The following is a 12787-nucleotide window of genomic DNA, read 5'->3' on the forward strand; positions in this document are numbered from 1 at the left end:
TCCCCTACACCGATAAAATAATAAGTAAGGAGTTATCAATGAGCATTGAAAATCCCTTTGATCTGCGCCTTCCGGTTGATATGGCAAAACTGGCAGAGCAAGTTGGTATATATAAAGCCACTAAGAATCCGGCCACCACCTTTTATTTAGCCATGACTGCCGGTGTATTCATCTCTATCGCTTTTGTCTTCTACATTACAGCAACAACCGGCACTGCTGGCGTGGTGGCATTTGGGTTGGCAAAGTTGGTAGGCGGCCTGTGTTTCTCTCTTGGCCTGATTTTAGTGATTATCTGTGGGGCTGATTTGTTCACATCCACAGTACTCATTGTGGTGGCTAAAGCCAGTGGCAAAATCAGTTGGCGGCAATTAATCTGTAATTGGGTGAATGTCTATTTCGGTAATCTTATTGGCGCACTGTTCTTTGTGGCATTGATTTGGTTTGCCGGTCAGCATACGGCGGCAAATGGTTTATGGGGTTTGAATGTGTTGCAAACTGCCGAACACAAATTACATCATACGTTTGTAGAAGCGGTGTGTTTGGGGATTCTGGCTAATCTAATGGTCTGCCTGGCAGTATGGATGAGCTATTCCGGCCATACATTGACGGATAAAATTGTGGTGATGTTACTGCCTATCGGCATGTTTGTCGCCAGCGGTTTTGAACACAGCATTGCCAATATGTTTTTGATCCCATTAGCTATTATCATCCGTGATTATGCATCACCGGAGTTCTGGCTATCAATTAATGCTACCCCGGATCAATTTTCTGCGCTGACCCTAAACAACTTTATTATCGATAATCTAATCCCGGTGACTATCGGCAATATTATTGGTGGTGGTTTATTGGTTGGCCTGACCTATTGGATTATTTATCTGCGCAATCCAGCTCATTGAGTCAATAGCGCCATTGATATCGACAAATATGACGAAATGACGTGAATAAAAGTGACACCCATAACAGAACAGCCAGCCGGGTTTACCCCTGACTGGCTGTTACGTTAATTCACAATAACCGATTATTTCTTCTTAGCGTATTTCAGTGAGTCTAATGCGACGGCAAAGATAATGATCGCACCTTTAATAATATACTGCCAATAAGGGTTCACACCGATATAAGTTAATCCGTAGTTAATAACGGTAAAGATAATTACCCCTGTCACTACACCGATAACGGTACCAACACCACCACTAAAGGACACACCGCCCACCACACAGGCGGCAATCGCATCCAACTCGTACATAAAGCCAAGGTTGTTAGTCGCACTACCGATACGGCCTGCTTCCAACATACCGCCGAAGGCATAGAACACACCGGACAAGGCATAGATCATGATCAAGTTTAGTGGCACATTCACACCAGAAACTTTTGCCGCTTCCGGGTTACCGCCGATGGCAAAAATATTTTTACCAAAGCGAGTTTTATTCCACAGCACCCAGACAAAGCCGATAGCAATCAAAGCATAGAAGGTAATATAAGACAGTTTGAAATCACCAAACCGCAAGAACCCTTGAGCAAAGGTTGAGAATGCCGGATCAAAACCTGCAATCGGTGATGCGCCAACGAAATCGTAATACAGGGAGTTAATCCCGTAGACGATAATCATCGTACCTAATGTAGTAATAAATGGAGTCACATTCAGGTAAGCAATGATAATACCGTTGACCAAACCAATAATCGCACCAATCAAACAGACGGTTAAAATAACAATCGGAATCGGCACGGTGTGTAAATCAGGGAAAACTTTATTAACGTTATCCATTGCTTGCAACATGGTCGCCGCAACTACCGCCGCCAAACCTACCTGACGCCCGGCTGACAGGTCGGTCCCTTGGGTAACAATCAGCCCTGCCACACCCAGTGCGATAATAATACGCACCGATGATTGGGTCAGAATGTTACTTAAGTTCATCAGACTTAAAAACGTCGGGTCCTTAACAATAATAATTGCCAGTAATACGAACAACACCACATAAATCCCGCTCTCTTTAAGGTAAGTGAGCATACTTTTCTTATTTAACGCATTCATAATAAGAACCTTCGACTAGATTAGAGATGCAAGGATGCAAGACGTAATATTTCATTTTGCGTGGTTTGCTTAGTATCAACAATTCCCGCAACCTGACCATTACTCATTACTAAAATTCTGTCAGTGATCCCTAGTAGCTCAGGCATTTCAGAGGAAATAATAATAATCCCTTTGTCTTTCTTCGCTAATTCAGTCATTAACTGATAGATTTCAAACTTAGCACCGACATCAATACCTCGAGTCGGCTCATCCAACATTAATATTTCTGGTTGAGTCAGTAGCCAACGGCCAATAATTACTTTCTGCTGGTTACCACCGGATAAAGAGCCAATACTGGTACGGTGACCGGGCGTTTTTACACGCATCGCATCGATAACCCATTGGGTATCGCTCTTCATGCGCGTATTATCCAGCAGCCCAAATTTATTTTTATAGTTACGGATATTAGAGATTAGGGAATTAAAACCCACATCGAGATAAGCGTAAATCCCGGTTGAGCGGCGCTCTTCAGTTACCAGTGCAAACCCATGATTAATGGCTTCATTGGCACTATGGTTATTAATACTTTTGCCATGTAACTTAATGGTCCCGGCCACTTTTTCGCGGATACCAAATAAGGTTTCAACAATATCGGTGCGCTTGGCCCCAACCAAGCCAGCAATCCCCAAAATCTCGCCTTTATGCAAATCAAAGGAGACATCACGGATCGAGGGTTGGCGCAGCGAGGTCAGATTTTTCACTTCCAGAATGACTTCACCCGGCTTGTTCAGGCGATCAGGGAAACGCTGACTCAGTGAGCGCCCCACCATCATTGAGATTATCTGATCCATGGTCAGCCCTTCCAGCGGCTGGGTAGTAATCCACTGACCATCACGCAAAATAGTGATTTCATCACACAGTTGGAATATTTCTTCCATCTTGTGAGAGATATAAACAATGCCGCAGCCACGCTCTTTCAATTTACGAATAATCGTAAATAGATGATTAACCTCTTTCTCGGTTAATGAAGAGGTCGGCTCATCCATGATGACGATTTTGGCGTTATAAGAGAATGCCTTGGCAATCTCGATCATTTGCATTTGAGATACTGATAATGTTGCGACTTTATCGCGGGGATCAATATCAATATCCAATTCATCAAAGATAGCTTTGGTATCTTTGTACATTTTATCTTGATCGACAAAAAAACCTTTGGTTGGGTAACGACCCAGCCACATGTTGTCCATCACTGTACGTTGTAACACCAGGTTTAATTCCTGATGAACCATAGAGACACCGTGCTCTAATGCTTCTTTAGAGCTTTTAAATTCTATTTCTTGCCCCTGAAAGAGAATACTCCCGGAGTCTTTTTTATAGATACCAAACAGACATTTTAATAGCGTTGACTTACCTGCGCCATTTTCTCCCATTAATGCATGGATCGAACTTGGCCGCACTTTAAGATTTACGTTATCTAACGCCTTTACACCCGGAAATGATTTATTGATATTACTCATTTCCAGCAACCACTCACGGGGTTGTGCTGTATTAATATCGGCCATAGTTATACCTGGCTAAGAATTGCCACTCACCTGCGAGATAAATACCTTATCCGCCGATAAGTGCATATTCAAAATAAGGATCAATGCAAAAAACCTTCTGCCCCGGTGCTGGTTACCCAATATCGGGGCCAGAAGGTTAATAATTACTGCTTTACCCTTAGCACTGACACAGCTTTGGGCACCACCTATCACGACAGGCTGTTATTTAGTAAATTCAGCCAGGTTATCTTTATCAACACCTACATACGGAATACGTACGATTTTGTTTTCAATTTTCCAGTTAGTCCCTTCAGCAGCAGGTTTACCGGCAGCCAGATTTTTAACTAAATCGAAAGTTGCTTTAGCTTGATTGTTGGCATCGTTCAATACGGTACCGGCCATTTGGCCTGATTTCACCAGCGCTAACGCTTCTGGCAAGGCATCAACACCAAATACTGGAATACTGGTTTTGTTATGGGCTTTCAAGGCTTCTACTGCACCCATCGCCATCGCATCGTTGTTAGCAATAACCACTTCGATCTTGTTGGCGTTAGGGCCAGATAACCAGGCATCCATTTTATCTTTAGCTTGCGCGGTATCCCACATTGCAGTATCTAACTGCAATTGTTGAGTCGGCAGACCTTTTTCATTCAACGTTTTAATGACATAAGTTGTACGTGCTTCAGCGTCTGGGTGACCCGGCTCGCCTTTCAACAGCACAAATTGGATTTTGCCATCTTTGTTCAGATCCCATGCTGGGTTGGCTTTCCAGTGTTTCGCAATCAGCTCACCCTGAATAACACCAGACTCTTTAGAGTCAGTCCCTACATAGTAAGCTTTATCGTAACTATCCAATGCCTTACGTGAAGGTTCTTTGTTATAGAACACGATCGGCACATCGTTGCCGCGTGCTTTATCAATAACAACCGGTGCTGCTGCTGGGTCAACCAGGTTAATGGCCAGCCCTTTCACACCTTTAGCCAGCAATACGTCAATCTGATCGTTTTGCTTGGACTGGTCATTTTGGGAGTCATTCATCAATAAGGTAACGTCAGGAGATGCTTTAGCATCTTTCTCGATAGCTTTACGGACCACGGACATAAAGTTGTCATCATATTTATAAATAGTGACACCAATACGGGTATCAGCTTGAGCAGCCGCGCCAAACATCATGCTGGCAACCAGGGTCGCTAATGTGAAAACCTTCTTATTCATTTGTATCTCCGGGTTTATGTAGGGTAGTACAGGGTGATAACACCGTCGCCTTAACGTGAGAAAGACCCATCGTTCAAAGCTGCTGACACTGAATATCTATCGTCCTTGAGCGCACTCCACTCCGAGAAAGCCGCCTGAGTCGTCAAAAACCATGCCACTTACAAACTCAACATCTGCGGAACGCGTGTTTGTAAATCACTATTCTAAAACCCGCTACCGTGTGTTTTTTTATCCGGTAACCGATGACATATTGATACATTCAGGTAGAAAACAACTAGAGCATAGACGGGCCGTTGTTAAGAATCTGTGAATTTTCTCACAGATTGAAAACGGTTACACAAGAATAAATACGTAACTAGTGAGCGACCCCACAAATTGCGACAGAATGACGCGGTACCAATGTGGGTTTAAAACAATAAGCCGCGTGCGGGTCTGGCGGATGACTGGCCCCCTCAAGTGCCAGCTCTGTGGCTAAAGTTGCCATAGAAACAATAGGATAACGCACTGTGGTCAATTTGGGGCTGGTATAGCGGGCAATAGGGATATCATCAAAGCCCACCAGCGAAAACTGCTCAGGGACACTGATACCGTTTTCTTTCAACACCGCCAGCGCACCAGCAGCCATTGAGTCGTTATAGGCAAACACCGCACTGAGCTGTAAATTGCGACCCAGCAAGTCAATCATGGCACGCTCCCCCCCAGCCAGATCAGGAGTACCAAATGCTCGCCAACTGTCAGGAGCAGTGATACCGGCGGTCTCAAGCGCATTTAGGTAACCCGTTTGACGCTGGATAACATCATCAATCGGGTGGTTGGAACCGAGAAAACCGATACGTTGGTGCCCTTGTTTAAGCAGTAAACGGCATGCCATTTGCGCACCGCTAACATTGTCTAATCCTACACAACGGTGCTCAAACCCAGGAATAATCCTATTAATCAGAACCATACCTGGAACCTGATCTAAAAAAGCGATTAACTCACCGTCACTCAATGCCTTAGCGTGAACAACCAATGAATTACAGCGTTGACGCAGTAGCACTTCAATGGCATGACGCTCTTTATCGGCCTGGTGGTAGCTATTACCAATCAACAGATATTTTTGATGTCGTTGGGCTACGGTGTCTACCGCTTTCACCAAGGCACCAAAAAAGGGATCAGAGACATCCATCACCACCACACCGACAGTATCGCTACTTTGTGTTGCCAGTTTTTGTGCATTAGCATTTGGGCGGTAGCCCAGTTCTGACACCGCTTTCAGCACTGCGGCGCGCGTTTCTGGCCGAATAGCAGCGCTGTTATTGAGGACACGGGATACCGTAGCCAGCGAAACGCCAGCCCGCGAGGCCACATCACGAATGGTGATACTATTTCCAGATGAATGCAGAGCAGCCATGACCTTATCCTGTGAATAAGTAACCATGCGCGTGTTGATGTGAACTGGGCATGGCAGGTGGCTTATCCTACCCAGTTTGTTGAATTTGCCACGTGAAATGCGTCACAAGAAAGAAAACGTTTACATACAAATTTGCAACCCGCTCGATCATTTTTACTTTACAGACGCATTCAGGGCTTAGTGTTGCGTGGTTGTAACGATTGACCGCAAGCATAGGCGGTCAATTTTCGCCATAACCACTCGAGTGGCCCTTGGGCAAAGTAATGCAGCCATAGCAGGGAGAATAGGATATTACATAGCCAGACCAGTGGAACAATCGCGAGAAGTTGTAGGCGGTCAAGCTGTTGATATAAGCCGAAGTGATAGAAGATCAGCGTACATATCAATGTTTGCAGTAAATAATTACTCAGAGCCATGCGCCCTACCTGTGCCAACCAATGATTGACACGCCAACCGGATATTGTGGGACCGAAGCCATACAGCAGAGCCAGATAGCCCACAGCCTGTAATGGAGCCCCTAACTCACGGGGAACTTGCAACAAAAAACCGCTCCAACGGTAATCCCAGCCCACTGCCCATTGCAGTGCCACCCCCGGTATTTGGATAACTAATGAAAGCGGTATCAAACATGCCGCAAGCAAACGGTAGTGCCGCAAGCTAAAATCACCGCGTAGCCAGCCAGAACGCATTAACCCAGCACCAAATAACATCGAGCCTGCCAGCTCCCAGCCATATTGGGCGCCGATAGCAATCAAATTGGATGACAACAGATCTAACCGGTTCTTCCAGGCTTCCATGCCCCCCTGCAACTTCCAAAATTGCTCATATTGCAGATCCGCAGGCCCCGGCTGCCAAAATCGCCCCGGTTCACCATTGGTGATAAACCCCAGTAGCAGCAATACCGCGACACCCACTAAATACAGCACCGCACCGGTACGCAACAAACTGGCGGCATCTTTGGCATCACGAATCATTCGCCAACACACCAGACCGATCAAACCATAAGCAAATAGAATGTCTCCATCCCAGAAAAAGATACCGTGAATTAATCCCAGTAATAGCAATAAGGAAAGTCGCGCCCGAATCCAGCTCTTGCCGCGTTTAAGTAATAGCTCAAGGCCCGCACCAAACAGAATGGCGAAAATAGATAAGAACTTGGCCTGTGCCACAATATCGAGAATGGCCCAAGTCCAGGCATCGGATAGCGAAGGAAGGCCCAGATAGGCCGGATTAAGATAAGCAGCCTTTGACAGACCGAAGGCGCTGATATTGAGCAGCAGAATGCCAAGGATGGCCAGCCCTCGCGCACTGTCTAACGTTGCGATGCGTTGACGCATACCCGACATCCTGTGTACGGGCACCCACTGGCACCCTCTCTGAAAAGGCTAATTAGCCGTTGTGACGTTAGCTATTATGACGAACAGCACGCAGGAATTCCTGGCGTGTATTCTGGCTGGATTTAAATAACCCGCCTAATGATGTCGTGGTGGTCGCACTGGTAGCATCACGGATACCGCGCGCTTTAACGCAATAATGCACTGCATCGATAGAAACTGCGACATTATTAGTGCCTAACAGTGTCTGTAGTGCCAACAGGATTTGCTGTGTCAGCCGCTCTTGCACTTGCGGGCGCTGAGCAAAGAACTGCACGATACGGTTGATTTTAGATAAGCCAATCACACTGTCTTTGGGAATATAAGCGACAGTGGCTTTACCATCGATAGTGACAAAATGATGTTCGCAGGTACTGGTCAGGGTGATATCTCGTACCGTGACCATTTCATCGACCTTCATTTTATTCTGAATCAGGGTGATTTTGGGGAAATTTTCGTAATCCAGTCCAGAGAAAATCTCATCAACATACATTTTGGCAATACGTCTTGGCGTATCCGCCAGACTATCGTCAGACAAATCAAGATTCAGCAATTGCATGACTTCAGTCATATGCGCTTGAATCTTGGTTTTACGCGTTTGGGCATCTAACTCTTGTTTGCGCAGCGGGGTTTCAAGACCACGGGCCAGCAATGCCTCATGAACCAACTCAGCTTCTTTACTTAGCGATGACATTCTTTTCTCCAGCAGGCGTACACATCCGAACAGTATAAACATGATGTAGATCACGTTCGGATTTTGCTCCCCACTTTAGTTGAGAGCAAAATGATTATCCAGTGATTGTTATTCATATCGAATCGTTATTTACATCATGATGAAATAGTTGCATTTGGTGCATCCACGGTAGCGTAAATCAACCGGTAATCGTTTCCTGAGCGCGACGTGGCGTTTTGATAACCAACCCTCCAGCAATGAACAGTGCCACCACTGCCACGTACAGCGCAGGCTCTAACCGGTGAGTCAAGGTTGTTGAGATAGCGGATAAGATTGGGCCAACCAGTTGTCCAATAGCATAACCGGTAGTCAGTAAACCGGCCATATAGCGGGTGTGTTGCGGTGCCAGCTCCCGGCCATGCTGCAATGAAAGTTGCACCACACTCAGGAAACCGCCACCGGTCAGTAATGCCCCTAAGGCCAACCCACTCACTCCCGGCACTAGCTCCGCGCACAATACCCCCAATGCCTGTACCCAGAGTGTTAATGCCAAACGGGTTTGCGAACTCAGGCAATGGCGGGTCAAAATACCGATAGTGATCCCTATCACCGCCGCGCCACCAAACACCGGCCAGACAAACTGGGCAAACAGGCTCTCTGGGAAGCGCGCTGCTGCCATTTGCGATAAAAATGTTGCGGGCAGAATATAACCGAATCCCGCCAAACTGTAGCTCCACACCAGGCGCTTGAGTGCTGGCGTTAAGGTCAGCGGAATCGCCGCAATATGCGGGCGATGTAGTTCCCCACTTCGCGGCAGATTAATACTTATCATGGCAATAATAACTAACGCCAATACACCATAGACCAGCCAGGCTTGAGCGGCCGATAAACCATAGCTATGAATAACCACTGCTAACATACCGCTGATGAATATGCCCGCGCCCGGCCCGGCAAATACTGCGGCACTGAGTGCCGGACGACCGAAGTGGGCCAGACGTTCATTGGTCCAGGCGGCGATAAGCACCATCGACCAGCCACTGGCCCAGCCAATGGCAAAACGTACCACGCCATGCCACCACGGCCCATCAACTACTGCGGATAGCAGCGTAAGCGTTACCGCCCCCCACAATCCGAGCCATAAACGGCGCTCCACATGGCGGCTGGCGCGCATAGCATCAAAAGCGCCAAACAGGTATCCCAGATAATTAAATGCTGCCACCAGCCCGGCACCGGTTAGGGTGAACTGATGCTCTGCGATCATTAGCGGCACTTGCGGCGTAAAAGCAAAACGGCCAATTCCCATCGCTACCACTAACGCGAGAAAACCACTTAATGCAATTCTTAATGCCATCTGCCCTGCCCATTGTTTGCTGACAGATAATTCCTGCCAGACGGTTAAAAGAAAGTTGCCAATATCATGCCTGAGCATTAGAATCACAAAAAATGAATAATACTCATTAAGTTCATCACAAAAAGAGAACGCTTATGGACCTGACCCAGCTACGCATGTTTTGCTGTGTAGCAGAAACCGGTTCCGTTGCCCGGGCAGCGGAGCAGATGCACCGCGTCCCGTCAAATTTGACGACCCGCCTGCGCCAACTTGAAGTTGAGCTGGGTGCCGACCTGTTTATCCGTGAAAAACAGCGCCTGCGGCTCTCCCCGATGGGCCATAACTTCCTCTGCTACGCCAACCGGATTCTGGCGCTAAGCGAAGAGGCAATGCGCATTACGCATGCTGGCGAACCGGCGGGTAACTTCCCATTAGGCTCGATGGAAAGCACTGCTGCCACCCGTCTGCCTAATTTGCTGGCGGCCTATCATCAGCGCTACCCACAGGTGTCCTTATCACTGATCACCGGGACATCGGGTGAAATCATTGAACAGGTACGGGCCGGAACACTGGCGGCAGCACTCGTTGATGGGCCAGTTCAACATGATGAACTGCACGGGTGCCGCTCTTTCGACGAGCAACTGGTGATCATTTCTTGTCTGGACCACCCTCCGATTATGCAAGCCCGCGATGCGGTGGATGAGACACTGTTTGCCTTTCGCCCCAGTTGCTCTTACCGCTTGCGCCTGGAGAGTTGGTTCCGTCAGGCCGGTGTCTTACCGGGCCATATTATGGAAATCCAGTCTTACCATGCCATGCTGGCCTGTGTTGCCAGTGGTGCCGGGCTGGCATTGATACCCCATTCGGTATTGGCGCTACTGCCGGGCCATGAACGGGTACAAGTTCATGCCTTACCGGCTGATGTTGCCAATACCGCAACTTGGCTTATCTGGCGTAAAGATGCCTTTAGCCCCAATGTCCGCAGCTTAAAAGAACTGATTATCGAGCAGATTGAAATTCAGTGACTTATCTGACGGCTTGCCGCTTATCGGCCATAATTTATACAAACCATGTTGACTTACGCCCAGACAGCCAAATGCAACATATTAGATACATTAAAAATTCATTTATATAACACTCATCACACAGAAGCTATAGGAGCAACACCATGCAGATGATTAAAACTCGCGCCGCAGTCGCATGGGGGCCAAACCAGCCGCTATCGGTTGAAGAAGTTGATTTGATGCCACCGCAGAAAGGCGAAGTGCTGGTACGGATTGTCGCCAGTGGCGTATGCCACACCGATGCCTACACCTTGTCAGGCAAAGATCCCGAAGGGATATTCCCAGTGATCCTCGGCCATGAAGGTGGTGGGATTGTAGAAGCAATCGGCGAAGGTGTTACCAGCGTTGCAGTGGGTGATCACGTCATTCCGCTGTACACACCAGAATGCGGTGAATGTAAATTCTGCCGCTCCGGTAAAACCAATTTGTGTCAGGCGATCCGTAGCACTCAGGGCAAGGGTTTGATGCCTGATGGCACCACCCGTTTCTCTAAAAATGGCCAGCCGATCTTCCATTACATGGGGACTTCAACCTTCTCTGAACTGACAGTGGTACCGGAAATATCACTGGCAAAAATCAATAAAGAAGCGCCATTAGAAGAAGTTTGTCTGCTCGGTTGTGGCGTCACCACCGGCATGGGGGCTGTGATGAACACAGCAAAAGTCAAACCGGGCGACACTGTCGCCATCTTCGGCTTGGGTGGCATTGGTTTATCGGCAGTGATTGGGGCGAAAATGGCTGGCGCCAGCCGCATCATTGGCATTGATCTCAATACCAGTAAATTCGAGCTGGCCCGCAAACTGGGCGCAACAGACCTGATTAACCCGAAAGATTATGATAAACCTATTCAGGATGTGATCGTCGAGCTGACCGATGGCGGCGTAGATTTCTCCTTTGAATGTATTGGTAACGTCAATGTTATGCGCTCAGCGCTTGAGTGCTGCCATAAAGGCTGGGGCGAATCAGTCATCATTGGTGTTGCCGGTGCCGGTGAAGAGATTTCAACCCGTCCATTCCAATTGGTCACCGGCCGTGTATGGCGTGGCTCAGCATTTGGTGGTGTCAAAGGGCGCTCCGAGTTACCGGGCATCGTGCAGCAATATCTGGACGGTAAATTCGCTCTGAATGATTTTATTACCCATACCATGGGGTTAGATCAAATCAACGAAGCCTTCGATTTGATGCATGAAGGTAAATCTATCCGTACCGTGATCCATTTTAATCATTCCTCACAAAACAAATAAGGCAAGGAGGCAGGCAACGCATGAATACGTCACTTGAACTTCTCGAAGAGCACCGGATGTTTGGCGGGTGGCAGCAACGCTATCGCCACGCCGCCAGCAGCCTGAATTGCAATATGACCTTCAGCATCTATCTGCCCCCCCTACGGGATGACAACCCGCCACCGGTGCTTTACTGGCTGTCGGGTCTGACCTGTAATGATGAAAACTTTACATTGAAAGCCGGTGCGCAGCGGGTAGCCGCTGAGTTGGGTCTGGTACTGGTTATGCCGGATACCAGCCCACGTGGCGATGATGTGCCGAATGACGAAGGTTATGATTTAGGGCAAGGCGCGGGGTTCTATCTCAACGCAACACAAGCGCCCTGGTCTAAACATTTTCAGATGTATGATTATATCAGCCAGGAGTTACCGGCGCTGATCGCCCAGCATTTCGAAGTGAGTGGCCGTCAGTCTATTTGTGGCCATTCAATGGGGGGCCACGGGGCATTGATGCTAGCACTGCGTAACCCGCAGCAATACCAATCAGTTTCGGCCTTTGCGCCGATAGTCAATCCGTGTCAGGTGCCTTGGGGGCGCAAAGCCTTTACTGCGTATTTGGGTACCGATGAGAGTCAGTGGTTGCAATATGATAGTTGCCACTTACTTACACATGCCCACACCCAACTGCCGATGCTGGTAGATCAAGGTGATAGTGATCAGTTTCTGGCAGACCAATTACAACCGGCAAAATTAGCTGAATTGGCACGGCAACACGATTGGCTACTGACACTTCGTATTCAGCCGGGTTATGACCATAGCTATTTCACCATAGCCACATTTATTGAAGATCACCTACGCTTCCATGCGGAATTCTTACATCGCTAACGGATATCACTCAGCCGATCAACAATAATAGAAAACTTAAAGCTCCTTCGGGAGCTTTTTATTTTATTTAAGATATATAGCTT

The 12787-nt window shown here is 47.7% G+C and carries 11 protein-coding genes; 4 read left to right on the forward strand and 7 right to left on the reverse strand.

Features of this window, described 5'->3' with window-relative positions; translation table 11 throughout:
* The first annotated feature begins 38 nt into the window (after positions 1-38).
* The gene (gene focA / locus V1952_RS15180; protein ID WP_372558443.1) at positions 39-896 is read left to right on the forward strand and encodes a formate transporter FocA; all 858 of its coding nucleotides are present in this window, start codon (positions 39-41) and stop codon (positions 894-896) included.
* 122 nt (positions 897-1018) lie between these two features.
* On the opposite strand, the gene mglC is transcribed toward focA, so the two are convergent.
* The 7 genes from mglC to V1952_RS15215 form a co-directional block, all read right to left on the reverse strand.
* A complete protein-coding gene (gene mglC / locus V1952_RS15185; RefSeq protein WP_005187595.1) occupies positions 1019-2029 on the reverse strand; it encodes a galactose/methyl galactoside ABC transporter permease MglC in 1011 nt (336 codons plus the stop codon).
* A gap of 20 nt (positions 2030-2049) precedes the next feature.
* Positions 2050-3570 (reverse strand): galactose/methyl galactoside ABC transporter ATP-binding protein MglA, encoded by a 1521-nt coding sequence (gene mglA / locus V1952_RS15190; RefSeq protein ID WP_372558442.1) that lies wholly within the window; start codon positions 3568-3570, stop codon positions 2050-2052.
* Positions 3571-3771: 201 nt separating this feature from the next.
* Positions 3772-4764 (reverse strand): galactose/glucose ABC transporter substrate-binding protein MglB, encoded by a 993-nt coding sequence (gene mglB, locus V1952_RS15195; protein ID WP_372558441.1) that lies wholly within the window; start codon positions 4762-4764, stop codon positions 3772-3774.
* Positions 4765-5119: 355 nt separating this feature from the next.
* Positions 5120-6157, reverse strand: coding sequence for an HTH-type transcriptional regulator GalS (gene galS, locus V1952_RS15200; protein ID WP_420071964.1), 1038 nt, complete (start codon positions 6155-6157; stop codon positions 5120-5122).
* Positions 6158-6327: 170 nt separating this feature from the next.
* The gene (gene yeiB / locus V1952_RS15205; RefSeq protein ID WP_083159389.1) at positions 6328-7494 is read right to left on the reverse strand and encodes a DUF418 domain-containing protein YeiB; all 1167 of its coding nucleotides are present in this window, start codon (positions 7492-7494) and stop codon (positions 6328-6330) included.
* 67 nt (positions 7495-7561) lie between these two features.
* Positions 7562-8224, reverse strand: coding sequence for a GTP cyclohydrolase I FolE (gene folE, locus V1952_RS15210; RefSeq protein WP_042569448.1), 663 nt, complete (start codon positions 8222-8224; stop codon positions 7562-7564).
* Between the two features lie 178 nt (positions 8225-8402).
* Positions 8403-9554: a YbfB/YjiJ family MFS transporter gene (locus tag V1952_RS15215; RefSeq protein ID WP_420075031.1), complete on the reverse strand. Its 1152-nt coding sequence runs from the start codon at positions 9552-9554 to the stop codon at positions 8403-8405.
* Between the two features lie 134 nt (positions 9555-9688).
* On the opposite strand from V1952_RS15215, the gene ptrR reads away from it, so the two are divergent.
* The 3 genes from ptrR to fghA all read left to right on the forward strand — a co-directional run bounded on the left by ptrR (position 9689) and on the right by fghA (position 12704).
* Complete coding sequence (ptrR, locus tag V1952_RS15220; protein WP_372558438.1) at positions 9689-10558, forward strand: putrescine utilization regulator PtrR; 870 nt, start codon at positions 9689-9691, stop codon at positions 10556-10558.
* Positions 10559-10701: 143 nt separating this feature from the next.
* A complete protein-coding gene (locus V1952_RS15225) occupies positions 10702-11841 on the forward strand; it encodes an S-(hydroxymethyl)glutathione dehydrogenase/class III alcohol dehydrogenase (protein WP_050311956.1) in 1140 nt (379 codons plus the stop codon).
* Positions 11842-11861: 20 nt separating this feature from the next.
* Entirely contained in the window at positions 11862-12704 is an 843-nt protein-coding gene (fghA, locus tag V1952_RS15230; RefSeq protein ID WP_420071962.1) for an S-formylglutathione hydrolase, read from the forward strand.
* The last annotated feature ends 83 nt before the right edge of the window (positions 12705-12787 follow it).

The sequence above is a fragment of the Yersinia sp. 2542 StPb PI genome (assembly GCF_048593855.1).
GTDB classification, from domain to species: Bacteria; Pseudomonadota; Gammaproteobacteria; order Enterobacterales; family Enterobacteriaceae; genus Yersinia; species Yersinia enterocolitica_E.

Excerpts from the sequence above, each read along its gene's own strand:
- V1952_RS15225 (WP_050311956.1), top strand. The coding sequence starts at position 10,702 with ATGCAGATGATTAAAACTCGCGCCGCAGTCGCATGGGGGCCAAACCAG.
- fghA (WP_420071962.1), top strand. The coding sequence starts at position 11,862 with ATGAATACGTCACTTGAACTTCTCGAAGAGCACCGGATGTTTGGCGGG.
- folE (WP_042569448.1), bottom strand. The coding sequence starts at position 8,224 with ATGTCATCGCTAAGTAAAGAAGCTGAGTTGGTTCATGAGGCATTGCTG.
- mglB (WP_372558441.1), bottom strand. The coding sequence starts at position 4,764 with ATGAATAAGAAGGTTTTCACATTAGCGACCCTGGTTGCCAGCATGATG.
- focA (WP_372558443.1), top strand. The coding sequence starts at position 39 with ATGAGCATTGAAAATCCCTTTGATCTGCGCCTTCCGGTTGATATGGCA.
- galS (WP_420071964.1), bottom strand. The coding sequence starts at position 6,157 with ATGGCTGCTCTGCATTCATCTGGAAATAGTATCACCATTCGTGATGTG.
- yeiB (WP_083159389.1), bottom strand. The coding sequence starts at position 7,494 with ATGCGTCAACGCATCGCAACGTTAGACAGTGCGCGAGGGCTGGCCATC.
- mglC (WP_005187595.1), bottom strand. The coding sequence starts at position 2,029 with ATGAATGCGTTAAATAAGAAAAGTATGCTCACTTACCTTAAAGAGAGC.
- V1952_RS15215 (WP_420075031.1), bottom strand. The coding sequence starts at position 9,554 with ATGGCATTAAGAATTGCATTAAGTGGTTTTCTCGCGTTAGTGGTAGCG.
- ptrR (WP_372558438.1), top strand. The coding sequence starts at position 9,689 with ATGGACCTGACCCAGCTACGCATGTTTTGCTGTGTAGCAGAAACCGGT.
- mglA (WP_372558442.1), bottom strand. The coding sequence starts at position 3,570 with ATGGCCGATATTAATACAGCACAACCCCGTGAGTGGTTGCTGGAAATG.